Origin of the sequence: Micromonospora radicis (assembly GCF_003583405.1) — a bacterium.
GTDB classification, from domain to species: Bacteria; Actinomycetota; Actinomycetes; order Mycobacteriales; family Micromonosporaceae; genus Micromonospora; species Micromonospora radicis.
In genome coordinates this window covers 491,281-506,858 of the sequence record NZ_QXEC01000001.1, presented here as the reverse complement: position 1 = coordinate 506,858, position 15,578 = coordinate 491,281, and the positions used below count along the sequence as shown (strand labels likewise).

The window sequence follows — 15,578 nt, the reverse complement described above, 5'->3', positions numbered from 1 at the left end:
CCGGCATGGTATTGATTCGGCGCGGCCGGCGTCGCCCCAGGCGCGGACGGCGCGGCGGCGGACCGGGTCCGCCGCCGCCTGACCGTCGGTCCGGATCAGCGGGTCGTCGCGGTCAGCTGCCACCGAAGGTTGGGGCTGCTGTCGACGGTCCACTGTTTCAGCGACGAGCCCGCCGGGACGTTGCCACCGCTGTCCAGTGCCAGCCCGGTCTGCTTGTTGATGAGGTGGTGTTCGCCCGCGCCGAGGCTCGCCAGGCGCCACAGTTGGCTGTCCGCCCCGGTCGCCGCCCGTTGCTGGACGAAGGTCCCGCTGCCGAGCCCCAGCCCGTCGATCACCAGCCCGCTGGCGGGATTGGCGATCTCGAAGTGGCCGGGGGTCTTCTCGGTCAGCTTCCACTCCTGTTCCGGGCCGCCGTCGGGCAACTGTTGCCGTACCGGGCTGCCGGCGGCGCCGGAATCGGTGTCCAGGGCGAAGCGGTTCGCCACGTTCGTCAGCACGAACGGCCTGCTGAAGTCCTTGACGACGCGGATCGAGCCGACCGTGGTCTTCTTGGGCAGCGACCCCACCGCGCCGGTGTAGCGGGTCGGCGTTCCGGCGAAGTCGTCGGCGGGGTACAGGACCAGTTCCGTGCCGGGCGCGACGTGCAGCGAGGCGAGGTGCTTCCCGGTCAGCCCCAGGTCGGTCAGCTCGGCCCTGGTGTAGTCGCCGGGAGCGAGCAGGGCGCTGACGCCACGGAAGTCCTTCTCCTGGTAGACGCTCGCGCCGTCGGCCGCGGGACGTGGGGTCGGGATGCCCTTCTTGAAGGACAGCTTCAGTACGTACGCGGGCGACGCGACCGGACGCTGCCCCGGCATCGTCACCTTCAGGCCGTCCGGGTCCTGGCGCACGTTCTTGGTCAGGTTGACGGACTTCTTCGCGCGGTCACCGAGCAGCTCGACCTTCTTCAGGTCGGCCAGGTTCGTGGTGGCCGAACCGAGGCTGGTGATGTTCAGAACCTGGTTGTCGCCGGGCCAGCCGAGCACCGTGGCGTAGAGCGTGTCGTCCTTCTTGTTCCGGGTGAACCTGATGTCGGTGTTGGTGCCGACCTTGGGCGCGACGAACGAGCCGCCGCCCATCTTGGTCGGACCCTCGCCGTAGATGTCCCAGGCCCGGGTGGAGTAGATCGACTCACCGTACCGGCCGAGGTAGTCCCCGATGTCGTGGAGCACGTCGCGCTGCCCCTGCGGGATCTCCCCCTCCAGGGTGGGCGAGACGTTGAGCAGCATGTTGCCGTTCTTGCTGACCCGGTCGATCAGGGCGTGCACCATCTGCTGTGACGAGTAGTAGCCGATGCCGGTGGTGTAGCTCCAGCTGCTCGACGAGATCGCGTCGTCGGTGAGCCAGTACGGGCGTACGATGTCCGCCGGCCCGCCGCGCTCGTAGTCCTCGACGGCGCTGCGGTTGTCGAAGCCGCGGTCGAAGTGCTTGTAGGTCGTCACGACCTCCTTGCCCCACTGCGCGGCCTGGTTGAAGTAGTAGGCCAGGAAGTTGAGGCGCTGCTGCTCGTCGACGGCGCAGGGGCCCGGGTCGCCGTGGCAGTAGCCGGGGCTGTTGAGACCGAAGTCGTTCCAGATGATGTCCGGCTGGCTCTGGTCGATCACTTCCTTCTGCTTGTCGAACCAGAGCTGGTCCGCCTCGGCGCGCGGCAGTTGGCCGTAGAGCTTGCGCAGGCTCGGGTCGGACTGCGGCGCGACGAACCGGAAGAAGCCGTTGTAGTTGAACGACTGGTGCATCGCCACCAGCAGCTTCATGTCCTGTTTGCGGACCGCCTCAGCGAAGATCTGCAACAGGTCCAGCTTGGGTCCGCGGTCGACCGAGTTCCACTCGTTGACCTCGCTGTCCCACATGGAGTAGCCGTCGTGATGCTCCGCGACGGGTCCGCTGAACCGGGCGCCGGCCCGCTTGAAGAGGCTGACCCACTCGTCCGGGTCGAACTTGCCACCCTGCGACTTCAGCACCGGCTTGAACTGGACGTGGTTGCCGGCCTTGTCGATCCCGCCGTCGATGAACTTCTCGTAACCCCACTCGGTCTGCGGGTCGCCGTAGGTGGCCTTGTGATGGTTGTTGATGCCGCTGCCGTTGACGTACATCTCGCGGCCGTACCACTCGTGCCCGTACTGCGGGGTGGTGAAGGCACCCCAGTGCCAGTAGATGCCGAACTTCGCGTCCTTGAACCACTCCGGCGAGGCCACGTGCCGGTTCACCGACTCCCAGGTGGGTTCGTAGGGGGCGGCTGCGGTGGGCGGTGACGGGGGCGCCGCGGTGCGGACCGACGCCGCCACCGGTGGACCGGCGAGCAATCCGATCCCCAGCGCGCCGGTGGCCGTCAGGGCCGTCGCCGCCCGCAGAATTGATCGATTCGTCATGCCTGAGAAACTCCCTCGTCGCAGAGATGTGTTATCGACTTCACATACATCTGATGTTAAGTTCATCGATCATGCAAGGTCAAGGATGTCACGGGCCAGACTGAGGCAGATTCGTCAGATCAATCGCGGTCGTCGCCCGTCGAAACGACGCAGGCGTGCCCGCCGCTGGCCCACGCCTCGCCGTGGGCCGTTCCGTCGCCTACCCGGGTAGGAGACAGGCCCCGACCAGTGGCCGCGACCGGTGACGCGACCACCCCGTTGAACGCCGCCCTGTGGCAGCTGATGGGCGCCGTGATCATGGTGTTGTTCGTGGCGCCCTGGTGCGCGCCGTCGCGGTGCTGCGGCAACCCAACATCACCAGCCTGATGACCAAGACCGGCAGCCCGAACCGGGTCCGGCTGGCGCGGTACGCCCGGGGCGGCTGGAACCGACCACCGCCCGGGGCGGCTGAGCCGGCACCGCCCGGTGCGTTCGGGCGGGGCCGCGCCGCGCGGTCAGGTGCGGCGGGGGGCGCGGCGGGCGGCGGCGGGCCAGAGGACGGTGGTCGGGATACCCCGTCGGCGGGCACCGTCGACGGTACGGTCGGTCGCCGCGGCGTGGCAGCCTGGTTCGCCGTCCCAGACCGCCACCAGCCGCTCCACCCGACGCAGCAGTTCCTGGTTGGCGGCCACGTAGGCGGCGGTGCCGGAGCTGCGGTACCCGGTGTGCACGACGCTGCTCGCCCGGGCCAGCAGTTCGTCGAAGGAGTCCCGCCAGGCCGGCTCGATGGTGTCCCGGTAGTCCAGCGCCGGCAGGATCACCTCGTACGTGCCGCCGGTGGCCAGGACCGTCCGGGCGAAGATCTGGTCGGTGCCGGCGGCCAGGCAGGTCACGCCGTGTACCGGACGGTCGCTGATCCGGTCCAGCTCGGACCGGAGCGCGTCGGCGACCAGCGGTTCGGTCTCCGGTGCCAGATGGATGTGCCCGGTGACGCCGACGCGCACCGGGGCGGGTTCGGGCGTCATGGGTTGCCTCCCGGCCGGGGTACGGGCACCGCGGGCGCCAACCGGATCAGCTCGAACCCGCTGTCGGACAGCACGTCCGGCAGCGCTCGGATCTCCTCGCGGTTCTGTTCCTGCACGGCGGCGGTCAGCTCGTCCCACGGCCGCAGCTCGGGGTGGCGCTGCCGGGCGTCGTCGCGCGGCGCACCGAACGTCCAGCCCTCCGCCCGCCGTTCCCTGCACCACCGTTCGTGTTCCAGCCGGGCCAACTGGTCGATCCGGTCGTCGATGGCCTGCCCGGCGGCCGAGGCGTCGCCGGTGTGGCCGTGCCGGGGCGCCACCACACAGCCGAGGTTCAGCAGCTTGGCGGCGATGTCCTGGACGTGACTGCGGTTGGCCCGGCGCAGCGACTCGGGCAGCCGGGACCAGTCCACCATCGCCGGTGCCGCGCCGAGGCGTACCCCGGCGCGCTGCCGGGCGTGCAGGTACCGTTCGTGGATGTGCCGGGCCAGCCGCTCGGTGAGGTCCTCGGCGATCAGCCGGGCGTCGCAGGCGCGGGTCAGCACCGGGTAGAGGCACAGCTTGCCGTGCACCTCGTCGAGCAGGTCGTGGCGGGAGTCGCCGTGGAAGGCGGCGGCGAGCGCGGCCTGCCGGTAGACCGGTACGAAGACCGCGGTCCGGGCCCCCTGCCAGAGCGCCGGGGTGTCCAGTACGAACTGCAGGCCGCTGCCCTCGTCGGGGTGACAGACGTAGATCCGGTCGTAGCCACCGGCGCGGAACCGGTCCAGGCCGGTCAGCCCGTCGACGTCCCGGTCGTAGGCGGTCACCGCACAGACGGTACGCAGGAACGGGTAGCGGGCGGCGACCAGGGCGAGTTCACTGCTGGCGTCGGGTGCGACCAGCTCCACCCGCAGTGCCGGCGCGCCGGCACTGCGGTGCGTACGCCAGTGCCGGGCCGTCTCCACCAGCAGGGCGCGGCGGAAACTGGCGTTGCCGGCGATGAGCACCGTCGTCGGCCGGTCCCGGACCGGCGGCAGCGGATGGTGCCGGTGCAGGGCGCGGGCCGCGATGTCGTCGACGTGGAAGTAGTCCAGCCGCAGCCGGCTGGATCCGGCGGCGCCGAGCCGCCGGGCCTGCAGCGACAGGCACATCTCCGGATCGTGGACCTGGACATAGACCCGGGGCGGCTGGCGTCGGTCCTGGATCAGCCGGCTGGCGGCGTTGGCGATGGCGTGGTTCAGGTCGTCGTCGTCGGTGCAGGCGTAGATGGTGTGCGCGCGGGGCAGGCCGGCGCCGCGCAGCACCGCCACGCTGGTGGGGTCACCGATCACGCCCAGGTACCGGCGCTGGCGGTACTCCAACGGCCCGAACGGTTCGGAGCGCACCACGACCACCCGTTCGCCGTCGGCGAAGAGCTGGTCGGCGAGCATGTGGGCGAACTGGGAGTCGCCGCAGACCAGAGCGTGGCCGGTGGCCCGGCGGGCGCGTAGCCGGCGGATCTCGGCGGCCAGCAGCAGGCGGCTCGCCTCGGCGACGGCCAGCAGGGTGACCAGCGGCGCGACGAACCGGGCGACCTGTAGCTGCCACGGGAAGGGGCCGGGATCCTCGAAGGGTTCGGCGCTGAGCACGAAGAGCTGCAGCGCGTAGTAGAGCACGTCGTACCGGTCGTGGATCGCGTCGTCGCGCAGCTGACCGAGACGGTCGAAGCCGATGCAGCCGAGGATCAGGGCGACCACCCCGACGACGCCGAACAGCACCCGCAGCCACCAGACGAAGGGCCGGGTGGAGCCGGGAAGCGGGTGCGTCATCGGGCGGCGTCCTCGCTCGGGAACCCGTGGTCACGGCGGCCGGCCAGGTCGGACGGCCCGGATCGGCGGTGCGACCACCGGGCTGCGACCATGGACCAATGGTATTGGACGTAGTCGATCGTGTCGGCGTCCGGCATGCCCACCGATCGGCTCTTTTTGCAGGTGAGCCCGTTCTAAGGGACGCCGGGGGTCCGCCTCGATGGCTACCGACGGCTACCATTTGAGGACGCTCCGGCGGCGGCCTACGTGGGGAACCGGCCTCCGGCGTGAGACAGCCTGGTGCCCAGACCAGAGCTACCGGAGGATCGAAGCAATGGACGCAACCGAAGATCCGCCGGCGGTCGGCCCGGTCAATCCGTTCTCTCCGACGGCCGTCGCCCGGGTGACCGGAGACGGCGCGCACGCGGCCACCGTCCGCACGGTGGCCATCCGGGACGCCCTCGCCCACCTGGACAACTACCTGCTCACCGGCGCTGGCGGGGCGGTCGCGGTGGTGGGTGACTACGGCACCGGCAAGACCCATCTGGCGGCCGAGTTGCTGGCCCACGCCCGGGAGGTCGGCGGCGCGGCCGGTCAGGCGGTCTACCTGGACGCGCCCGCCGACACGTTCCAGTCACTGAGTCGCCGGTTCCTGGGCACGCTGTCGCGCGACGCGGTACGCGCCCTGGTGGACGGGTACCGGGCGCAGTGGGCCGGCCCGGCGACGCCGGAGGGTGAGCGGACGCCGCCGGGGACGGATCTGCTCGCCGAGCGGTTGCGCGCGGAGCTGGCCGAGGTGACCACCGACCCGTCGTTCGGCACCGTGCTGGCCATGCTGGTCGACCCGGCCACCGAGGCGATGGCGTGGGACTGGCTGATGGGTTATCCGCCGGCACCGGCGCTGGTGAGCGTGGGGGTCACGGCGCGCCCGGACGTGGAGTCCGGTGCCGTGGAGACGATGGGTGTGCTCGCCCTGCTGTGCGGTCGCCGGCACGAACGTTTCGTGCTGGTCCTCGACGAGCTGGACAAGATCCTCTCGGCAGCCGGGCGGCCGGGCGACGAGACCATGTCCCGGCTGTCCCGGATGATCGGGGTGTTCGCGTCGGCCGGTGCGCTGCTGGTGCTCGCCGGGCTGCCGGACCTGCTGCACCTGCTCAACCCCGAGGTACGGCAGCGGATCGGGCCGATCGTGCGGATGTCGGCACTGAACGCCCAGGACGTGCGGGACTTCATCCGGCAGAGCCAGTTGCGGGCCTTCGGGCAGGCCCGGTTGACGCCGTTCACGGTGGAGACCACCGAGTACCTGACGAACCTGACCGACGGGGTGCCGCGCCGGCTGATCCGGCTGTGCTACCACCTCTACCAGCGGGCGGTGCAGGACGGCACGCCGGTCACCCACCGGATGGTCCGCGAGGCGGTCCGGGTCCAGTTCGACCTGGCCAGCCGGCAGGACGTCGCCGCCGACGTACGGCGGGTGCTGACCCAGGAGGGCTGGTCGTACCAGCGCGACCATCTCCTCGGCTCGCTGCGGGACCTGCCGGTCGACTTCTGGCTGCCGCTGGACGAACAGGGCGCCGGCTGCTGCGTGTTGCTGTCCGAGTCGGTGCTCAAGGCCGAGGAGGTCGACGAGCTGAACCGGCGGGTGGTGGCGATCCGGGCGGCGGCGCCGGACACCGAGGTGATCCTGGTCGTGGTCGGGCACCTGCCGGCCGAGTTCGCCGCGGACCTCACCGAGACGTTCAGCGTGGAGCCGATCGTCCACGATCCGCAGACCTTCGCCGAGGATCTCTCCGGCAGCGTCAAGGCGTCCATGCGCCGGCTGGAGCAGGCGCTCGGGTCGGACGCGCTGACCTCCGTACGGCAGCGGGTCGAACGCATCCAGCGCCAGCAGACCAACGCCCAACGCTCCATCGAACGACTGTCGTACCAGCTCGACGAGATCCGCGGCGACCTGCGTCCGGACAGCCGTGCCTCGGCACAGCGCGACGCCGCCACGCCGACCCAGCGGGGCGAGGTGGCCGCCGCGTCCCCGCTGCCGGGCCAGGTGGCGCGGGTCTTCGCGGAGGCGATCACAGCCCTCGACCAGCTCACCGGCTTCGAACGGCACCTGCGGGACGCCTTCGCGCCGACCCGACCGGAGCCGGTCCGCGGATCGGGCCGGGCCACGCCGCTGCGTTCCGGCCTGCGCTCCCGCGACGTGCAACGGGCGTTGGGCACGGCCCTGGTGCTGCGCCGGCTGATCGAGGCGTTCCGCGACGGCGTCGAACGGTGGTACGCCAACCACCGCCGCGCCCCCCACCCGGCCGACCTGGAGCGGTTGGACCGGCTCTGCGAGAACTACGACGGGATCGCCGAGTTCCTGCCGTTGTTCCAACTGGACCTGCTCGGCGACCTGGCGCTGCCCGTCGACGACGTGGTCGAGCCGACGGACCGCGCACGCAGTTGGGCGGAGGCCCGGTCGGTGTTCGACGGGCTGAGTGGGCGGGTACGGCGGCTCGCGGTGGCCGGGTGAGCGGCTACGCCTGGGCCGCCACCAGTCGGCTGCCGACGGCCCACATGGCGTCGTCGGAGTGGCTGACCCAGTCCTGGTCGAGGCAGACACCGAACAGGTACTCCTCCGGCGCCAGCAGGTAGTAGAACATCGCGCCGATCTCCAGGTCGAGCACCAGCCGTTCGACCTGGCCGACGACCGCCCCCTGCAGATCCCGACTGACCTGCAGGGCCAGCAGGGAAAGGTCCCGGGCCAGGCGTTCGTAGTTGGTCCGCCGGTCGGTCACGGTGGCGCCACGGCTGAAGAACTGCTCCAACTCCGGGTGCGCCAGGATGTCGACCGCCGCCACCCTCCCCGACCGGTGGTGGCTGAGGTAGTGCAGGCCCGCCGGCCGGAGCGCACCGGCGAGGATCCCGCCCGGGACCGCCGTCCCGCTCAGGTACGGCTCGATGCCGCCGTCGACCGACGACGGCGTGGACCGGAACTCGACGGTCTGCCAGCCGCCCGGATTCAGCGACGGCTGCCGGCGCAGGTGCCGCAGGTCGGTGGCGAGTTGGGCGGCTCCCCGGTCGGCCTGGGCGGTCCGGGCCGGGTTGACCACCGGGTCGGTGGTGGGTGCGACGGCCGCGAAGCCGACCACGTGTTCGCTGCTCACCGTCGTGTTGCAGAACACGTAGTCGGACCGGGTCTGTGCGGCCAGCCGGACCAGCCCACCACACTGCAGGTGCCACAACCGTTGGCCGAGTTCCACCGCGCGATAGGCCAGTTGGGCGCCGACCCGGCGGTACGCCACCCGGCGCTCGGCCAGGTCGACGTCGTCGGGGCCGGCCGGCGACGACTCGTGTGCCAGCACGTCCAGCGAGAAGTCGAGCACCGCGCCGGTGTAGTGGGCGAGGTGGTAGATGCCGTGCCCGCCGAGCAGCAGCCGCCGGCACAGGTCCCGCTTCTTCCGGAAGCCCGGCACGTCCTGTTCGGCCGACTCCTCCAGGACGGCACCGATCAGCTGGGGGTCGGTCACCTGGTCGCTCCTCAGCTTCTCGGCACGTCGATGTCGGTGTCGGTCAACACGGTCGATCCGGTGCCGTCGGCGCCGTCGCGCCGGGCGCGGATGGCGGCGAGGTTCGCCTCGGCGTCGACCGTGCACGGGTGGCGGCGGCCGAGGAACCGCAGGCTGGTCTGGTGCGTCTCCTGCTGGATGCGCAGGGCGTCGGTCAGGTCACCGCGGGCGGCCAGGTGCCCGGCCTGGGCGGTCGCCGCGGTCAGCGTCCACGGGTGGGCGTCGCCGAGCCGGGCCCGCAGGGTACGCATCCCGCGTTCACCGTCGCCGACGGCGTGGTCGAACTCGCCGGTGCCCCGATGGCAGATGCCGAGGTTCACCGCGCAGACCGCGGTGAACGGGTGCCCGGTGTCCAACGTCCGCTGGTAGCCGCGCAGGCACCGCATGGCGTGTTCGACCGCGATGCCGGCGTCGCCGGCCCGGTAGTAGTCGACGGCCATGCTGAGCAGGCTGGCCCGGGTCAGTGGATGGTCCTCCCCGAAACGCTCCCGGTAGCCGCGGAACGTCTCGATGCTGCGCTTCTTCGCGGCGAGGGCGTAGCCGAGGCGCCGTTCGGTGACCGCGAGGCTGCGGTTGACGTGCAGTTCGTCGAGGTGGCTGGCGGAACGCAGCTCGTGTACGCGTTCCAGCGTCTCGCGCAGCGTGGCCAGCGACAGTTCGTACTCGCCGGCCTCCCGCTCCAGCGTGCCGACCAGGCAGGAGGCCCGCCAGGTGGCGGGCTCGTCCGGCCCGAACAGGGCCATCCACCGGTCGAACAGCTGGTGGGCCAGGCGCAGCGCCTCCCGCGCGTCGCCGGTGAGCTGGAAGGAGATCGCCAGGTTGTTGATCGCCATCCGGGTGTTCGGGTGGTCCTCGCCGAGCACCTCCCGGTAACCGACGACGGTGGCCTGGTCCTCGACCAGGGCGTCCTGGAAACGACCGAGCCCGCGCAGGTCACCGCCGCGGCCCCGGCCGGCGATCAGGGTCCGGAAGTGCCGCAGCCCGTACTTGCGCCGCTGCTCGCTGAGCACCCGCTCGTCGAGGCCCAGCGCGTCCTGCGGTCTGCCCAGCACCCGGTGCAGGTTCGCGGTCTGCACGAACAGCCGCATGGTCAGCTGGTCGAAGTCGCCGTCGGCGGTCCAGCGGTCGCAGGTCTGCTGCGCCAGCCGCACCGCGGACTGCCAGGCGTCGCTGTCGCCGAAGAAGAAGAGGTGCCGGATCTGCTTGACCACCCAGTGCCGGACGGCCGCCTCGTCGGCGTGCATCGCCCCGGACGGCACCAGGTGTCGTTGCAGTTCCTCGAAGAGCGGCAGGTAACGCCGGTCGTCGGCCTCCGGGTCGGTCGGCGCGTAACCGGCCAGCCCGTGCAGGACCTGGCGGTGCCGTTCGCCGCGCTGCGCTTCGGGCATCGACTCGCGCAGCAGCACCTGGATGGCCCGGTGCATGCGCAGCGCGGCGCCACGCCCCCAGTCGATGTCGAACAGGGCGAACCGCGCGCCGACGGTCAGCACCAGGTCGATCTCCCCGGCGTTGAGCAGCAGCCGTTGCGCGTCGATGTCGGCCGCCGCGGCGAGTTGGGTGAGCATCGGCGTCGACCGCAGCAGGGGCAGCCCGATGCCCTCCGGCGAGAGGAAGGCGGCGAGTTCGGCGACCCGGCTCGCCAGCTCGCCGAACTCGGTGTCGCGCAGGGTGGTCAGGGTGTTCTCCAGCACCCGGGCGACGGTGGAGGTGCGCGAGCCGGGAATGGTCTCGGTCCGTTCCCGCTCGGCGGGCTGGCGCAGCCAGGCCAGCAACTCGGCCACACAGCGGCTGACCGCCTCCAGGTTCGGCACACCGGCGCGTTCCAGCGCCCGGGTGCGTTCCCGGATCCAGGCGGTGGCCAGTCGCAGCGCCAGCGGCAGGTGCTCGACCGCGGCGGCGATGGCCCGCGCGTCCGCGGCGCTGATGCCGAGCGTGCGGCGCAGCATGGCGATGCTCTCGTCGCCGCTGAACGCGGCCACCTCCAGCGGCGCGGGCAGGTTGGACGACCCGTCGTCGCGGGAGGTGAACAGGATGTGCCCGGCGCCGGAGCTGGGTAGCAGCCCGGCGAGCACGTCGGAGTCGTCGGCGTTGTCGTAGACGAGCAGCCAGCGGGTGATGGCGCCACGCGGCGCCGACAGCGCGGTCACGGCCGCCTCGGCCGCGCCGACGCTGTCCACCACGTTGATCTCCTGGGCGAGTTCGCCGAGCGCGGTCTGGACCGTTTCGCGGTCCTGCGCGGGAATCCACCAGACCACGTCGTAGTCGTAGGCGAACCGGTGGGCGAACTCGCGAGCGATCTCGCTCTTGCCGACCCCGGCGCCGCCGGTGAGGGTCACCGGACCGCCGCCGTCGGTGAGTCGGTCGCGCAGCCGCTCCAGGTACTCGCCGCGGCCGACGAAGGACTCGTTGCGCGGCGGCAGGTTGGTGCGCAGCCGACGGTCCGGTTCGGCCGGGTAGCGCGCCGCGGTGCGTACGTCGCCGGTGGGCTGGGTGGGCGCGATGAGCCCGAGTCGGCTGAGCAGCAACGGCTGTGCCCGCGCGGAGTCGACCTCCCGCAGGTCGACGAGCCGGCCCGGATCCCACGCCTCGGGCGGTTCGCCGTCGGTCAGCACCCCGAACACCTCGACGTCGCCACCGGGCGAGCCCGCCGGCTGCTCGCCGAGCGCCCGGAGCACCCGCGGCGACAACACGGCCAGCACTGTGGCGTCGGCGTCGAAGGTCGGGGTGGCCCCGGATCGGACGGCGTGCGGTCGCACGTGGACGTTGGCCCGGCGCAGCTGCCCGGCGATCCAGTCGGCGAACGGTCGGTCGGCCGGCTCGTAGAGCACCTGGATCTCGTCCGCGCCCTCGGCCCGGTCCAGCAGCACACCGCGGCGGTAGCGGCGCCGGATCCGCTCGGGCACCTCCACCGCCCGAGCCACCGCGCCGCCGCTGATCCAGGAGGCCATCTGCTCGTACGCGGTGAGCAGGCTGGCCTGTTCGCCCGGGTCGTCGGCGAGCACGGCAAGTACGTCGTCGTAGGTGTCGTACGTCGGCTCGGGAACCTCCACGATCTCCACGGTGGCCGACTGGTTCGCCCCGGCGACGGACTCGTCGAGCAGCTTGGCGAAGGCCTTGCGGGCCGAGTCGCGGGTCGCGCCGTACCACGGTTGGCTGACGTCGCGCAGGGTCGGCGCGGCGAGCACCCGGATGCCGCCGGTGGCCTGCCGTTGGAGCTGGCCGGCCAGGTCGGCCGCCTGTTGCATGGCCTGCCGTCGCGGCGGTATCGACACGACGGCGACGTCGCTGAGCATCGCGGTGTAGGTGACGCCCGGCACGGTCAGGTCGACCGGGGTGTCGATCAGGACGTAGTCGTAGCCGGCCTGTTGCAGCAGTTGCCGGGCCCGTACCGGGTCGACCTGCGGCAGCCGGTCGACGTCCAGGCTGACCCCGACCATCGCGAACCCGAAACTCGACCCCGGGATGGCGTAGCGGTAGAGGATTCCCTGTTCGGGTGCGGCTGGGGCGATCACCGCCGAGGCCCGGTGGGTGGGTACGTCCGGGTGCGGGCTGAACAGGGCGGCCAGGTCGGCGCCGAACACCGTGCCGGCGGCCACCGCGTCGACCCGGAACGCGCGCAGGTAGTCGTGGACCCGGGGGGTCCTGGTGCACCAGTCGACCGCGAGGACCCGTTTGCCGTTCGAGGCGAGGATCCAGGCGATGTTGGCCACCGCGCTGCTGCGCCCGGTGCCGCTGGTGGGCGAGACGAACGAGACGATGGTGCACTGGCCGGTCGACTCGTCACCCTCGACCGCACCGGTCGGGATGGTCGAGGTGGTCGAGGGGCGCCGCTGGCGGACACTCTCCGCGGCGGCACCGGTTTCAGTCGTCGCCATCGATGACACTCTGCCAGCCCGCGTACTGGTCGCCAACGGCGGCACTGCGGCGCCGCAGGCGCTCCAGTGCGGCAAGCAGAACCTCGTTGGGCACGCTGTCGAGTGGGCTCAGATCCGCATCGGTGAGATCGATCAGATCGGAACGCAACACGTCCTCCCCGGCGTCCATCCCCGATCACCGCCTGTCTGCGTCTCGCACAATGATCGCGTCGCTTCGAAGCCGGACATCGACGGTCGGCCAGATCCGCTGCGTACGCCCATGATAACGGTACGGTGTCGACTCCCAGGGCCCGCCGGAGCGCGACCCGCCCGCCACCTTCCGACGCCAGTCCCCGACGGGACGGCGCCGGTCGGCCCGGCGGCCCGGCCGGCACAGGGCAGATCAGAGCCACCCGTCGATGTATGCTGGGTGCTCGTCGACGGCGGCCGAACCGGCCGCCGCCCGCATGTGGAGCCCCTGATGCCCGGATCCGACGAGCACCGGCCGGCCGGCGCCCCCGCCGCCCGCCGCGCGCCGCCGGTCGCCTTCCGCCAGTTCGTGCTCAAGCTGCACAGCCGTTGCGACCTGGCCTGTGACCACTGCTATGTGTACACGATGGCCGACCAGCGCTGGCGGGAGCTGCCCCGGACGATGTCACCGCCGGTGCTGGCGACCACCGCGCGGCGCATCGGCGAGCACGCCCGCGCGCACCGGCTCGACGGGGTCTCCGTGGTGCTGCACGGCGGCGAACCGTTGCTGGCCGGGCCGACCCGGATCGAGCGCGCGGTGTCGGCCATCCGACAGGCGGCGGCACCGGTGCCGGTCCGGGTCACCGTGCAGACCAACGGCCTACGGCTGGACGAGGCGTACCTGCGCCTGTTCGACCGGCTGGACGTACGGGTCGGCGTCAGCCTCGACGGGGACCGCACGGCCCACGACCGGCACCGCCGCGGGCCGGACGGGCAGGGCAGCCACCAGCGGGTCGAGGCGGCGCTGGACCGGCTGACCGCCCACCACCGGCACCTGTTCAACGGTCTGCTGTGCACCGTCGACCTGCGCAACGACCCGGTCGGCACGTACCGCAGTCTGCTGGCGCACCGGCCGCCGGCGGTCGACTTCCTGCTGCCGCACGGCACCTGGAGCACTCCCCCGCCGGGCCGCTCGGCGGGGTCCGCGTCGACCCCGTACGCGGACTGGCTGATCGCGATCTTCGACCAGTGGTACCACGCGCCGGGCACACCGGTCCGGATCCGCCTGTTCGACGAGATCATCCAGGTGCTGCTCGGTGGCGCCTCCCGGCTGGCCGGGGTGGGCACCAGCGCGGTGGCGGTGGTCGTGGTGCAGACCGACGGGACGATCGAGATGGACGACACCCTCGCCGCCGCCCACGCCGGTGCGGCCGGCACCGGGCTGCACGTGTCGCGGGATCCCTTCGACGCCGCCCTCGACCTGCCGGCGGTCCGCGCCCAGCAGGCCGGCCTGGCCGCCCTCTGCGCCACCTGCCACGCCTGCGATCTGCGCCGGGTGTGTGGCGGTGGGCTGCGTACCCACCGATACCGCGCCGGAGCCGGCTTCGACAACCCGTCGGTCTACTGCCCCGACCTGTACGCCCTGATCAGCCACATCGGCCAGGCGGTACGGCGCGACCTGGCGGCGCTGCCCCGGGCGGCGCGATGATCCCCACCGTGCACCGACTGCCCCGGTCGGTGCTCGACGAACTCGCCACGGGCCGGGGCGGGGCGGACGCCGTCGCCTGGTTACGGGCCGGGCAGCACAGCAAGGCGATGCTGCTGGTCCGCGCGATGCTGCTGCTGCTGCGGCAGACCGGGCACCCGGACCGGGCGGCGGTAGAGGCGGGGTACCGGTTGTTGACCCGGCTGCCACCCGCCCAGCGGGCCGCGGCGCTCGGGCATCCACCGGTCGCCGCGTGGGCGTTCGGCACCACGGCGCTGCTGGCCGAGGGGCGGGCGGCGCAGACCCACCCGGGCCTGCTGGCCGCCGTGGCCGCGACCGCGGCGGTGCGCGCGGGTGCGGACGCCGACCTCGACGTGCCGCTGCCGTCCGGCGCGGCCGGCCGGTTGGAACTGCCCGGACTCGGCACGGCGCGGCTACCGGCCACCGCCGTCCGGGCCCGGATCCGGGTCGGCGACGGGCACGCGTGGGCAACCGGCGCGGGGATACGGGTGGACCTCGGCGCGCCGCACGACCCGCGCTGGCAGCCGACGCCCCGGCTGGAACTCACCCACCGTGGCCTGCCACTGTCGGTGCTGGTGGAGACCGGGGGCTGGCGGCACGTCCCGGGGATCGCCGCCGACCACCGGCTCGGCGCGCCGCTGACCGGCCCGTGGCGGGCCCGGCTCGACGGGGCGTGGCGGATCCTGGTCGAGCACCATCGACCGGTCGCCGAGGAGATCTCCGGCGTGCTGCGGGCGCTGGTGCCGGTGCCCGCACCGCCGGCCGGCAGTCGCAGTGGCACCTTCCACCACGCCTTCGGCTCGGTGGCGATGTCCCTGCCGCCGGACGCCCACTCCGCCGCCGTCGTGCTGGCCCACGAGATCCAGCACGCCAAGCTGGCCGCGCTGACCGACATGTTCGCCCTGCTGGATCCCGGCCCGCCAGAGCACTTCTACGCGCCGTGGCGGACCGACCCCCGGCCGTTGGAGGGCCTGCTGCACGGGGCGTACGCCCATCTGGGGGTGGCGGGTTTCTGGCGCCGGCAGGCGCGGGTGACGGGTGCCGGCGCGGCCCGGCACCGGGCCGAGGTCGAGTTCGCCAGGTGGACCCGCGCCGCCGCGGACACCGTACGGGTGCTGGCCGCGCAGCGGCGACTTACCCGGGTGGGACGACACCTGGTGGACGGCATGGCCGGGGTCCTCGCCCGGTGGACGGCGGAGCCGGTGGACGCGGCGGCGGTGGCCGAGGCACGCCGGTTGTTGCACGCCCATCGGGTCCGGTGGGCCCGGGACCGGGCGCCGACCGGGTGACCACCGGTCTCGATGTACT

9 protein-coding genes are annotated in these 15,578 nt (G+C 72.4%); 3 read left to right on the top strand and 6 right to left on the bottom strand.

Going from position 1 to position 15,578, the window contains the following annotated elements; translation table 11 throughout:
* Positions 1-95 precede the first annotated feature (95 nt).
* The 3 genes from D2L64_RS02295 to D2L64_RS02285 form a co-directional block, all read right to left on the bottom strand.
* A complete protein-coding gene (locus tag D2L64_RS02295; protein ID WP_119572734.1) occupies positions 96-2,405 on the bottom strand; it encodes an alpha-L-fucosidase in 2,310 nt (769 codons plus the stop codon).
* A 494-nt stretch (positions 2,406-2,899) separates the two neighbouring features.
* Positions 2,900-3,409, bottom strand: coding sequence for a hypothetical protein (locus D2L64_RS02290; RefSeq protein WP_199714366.1), 510 nt, complete (start codon positions 3,407-3,409; stop codon positions 2,900-2,902).
* Complete coding sequence (locus tag D2L64_RS02285; protein WP_119572733.1) at positions 3,406-5,193, bottom strand: RyR domain-containing protein; 1,788 nt, start codon at positions 5,191-5,193, stop codon at positions 3,406-3,408. The genes D2L64_RS02290 and D2L64_RS02285 overlap by 4 nt, the downstream gene beginning before the upstream one ends.
* 313 nt (positions 5,194-5,506) lie before the next feature.
* Here D2L64_RS02285 and D2L64_RS02280 point away from each other — a divergent pair, with 313 nt between their 5' ends.
* Positions 5,507-7,684 (top strand): AAA family ATPase, encoded by a 2,178-nt coding sequence (locus tag D2L64_RS02280; RefSeq protein WP_119572732.1) that lies wholly within the window; start codon positions 5,507-5,509, stop codon positions 7,682-7,684.
* A gap of 4 nt (positions 7,685-7,688) precedes the next feature.
* Here D2L64_RS02280 and D2L64_RS02275 read toward each other — a convergent pair whose 3' ends face one another.
* Genes D2L64_RS02275 through fxsA form a run of 3 tightly spaced genes read right to left on the bottom strand, consistent with a single transcriptional unit; the run spans position 7,689 to position 12,764 of the window.
* Positions 7,689-8,681, bottom strand: coding sequence for a hypothetical protein (locus D2L64_RS02275; RefSeq protein ID WP_119572731.1), 993 nt, complete (start codon positions 8,679-8,681; stop codon positions 7,689-7,691).
* An 11-nt stretch (positions 8,682-8,692) separates the two neighbouring features.
* The gene (gene fxsT, locus D2L64_RS02270; RefSeq protein ID WP_119572730.1) at positions 8,693-12,595 is read right to left on the bottom strand and encodes an FxSxx-COOH system tetratricopeptide repeat protein; all 3,903 of its coding nucleotides are present in this window, start codon (positions 12,593-12,595) and stop codon (positions 8,693-8,695) included.
* The gene (fxsA, locus tag D2L64_RS02265; protein ID WP_119572729.1) at positions 12,582-12,764 is read right to left on the bottom strand and encodes an FxSxx-COOH cyclophane-containing RiPP peptide; all 183 of its coding nucleotides are present in this window, start codon (positions 12,762-12,764) and stop codon (positions 12,582-12,584) included. Before fxsA ends, fxsT begins: the two co-directional genes overlap by 14 nt.
* 291 nt (positions 12,765-13,055) lie before the next feature.
* On the opposite strand from fxsA, the gene D2L64_RS02260 reads away from it, so the two are divergent.
* Together D2L64_RS02260 and D2L64_RS02255 are read left to right on the top strand one after the other, a co-directional pair.
* Positions 13,056-14,252, top strand: coding sequence for an FxsB family cyclophane-forming radical SAM/SPASM peptide maturase (locus tag D2L64_RS02260; protein ID WP_119572854.1), 1,197 nt, complete (start codon positions 13,056-13,058; stop codon positions 14,250-14,252).
* A gap of 8 nt (positions 14,253-14,260) precedes the next feature.
* Entirely contained in the window at positions 14,261-15,559 is a 1,299-nt protein-coding gene (locus D2L64_RS02255) for an HEXXH motif domain-containing protein (RefSeq protein ID WP_158603432.1), read from the top strand.
* Positions 15,560-15,578: the final 19 nt, after the last annotated feature.

Coding starts and splice junctions, on each gene's coding strand:
- D2L64_RS02295 (WP_119572734.1), bottom strand. CDS start 2,405: ATGACGAATCGATCAATTCTGCGGGCGGCGACGGCCCTGACGGCCACC.
- D2L64_RS02290 (WP_199714366.1), bottom strand. CDS start 3,409: ATGACGCCCGAACCCGCCCCGGTGCGCGTCGGCGTCACCGGGCACATC.
- D2L64_RS02285 (WP_119572733.1), bottom strand. CDS start 5,193: ATGACGCACCCGCTTCCCGGCTCCACCCGGCCCTTCGTCTGGTGGCTG.
- D2L64_RS02280 (WP_119572732.1), top strand. CDS start 5,507: ATGGACGCAACCGAAGATCCGCCGGCGGTCGGCCCGGTCAATCCGTTC.
- fxsT (WP_119572730.1), bottom strand. CDS start 12,595: ATGGCGACGACTGAAACCGGTGCCGCCGCGGAGAGTGTCCGCCAGCGG.
- fxsA (WP_119572729.1), bottom strand. CDS start 12,764: ATGGACGCCGGGGAGGACGTGTTGCGTTCCGATCTGATCGATCTCACC.
- D2L64_RS02260 (WP_119572854.1), top strand. CDS start 13,056: ATGCCCGGATCCGACGAGCACCGGCCGGCCGGCGCCCCCGCCGCCCGC.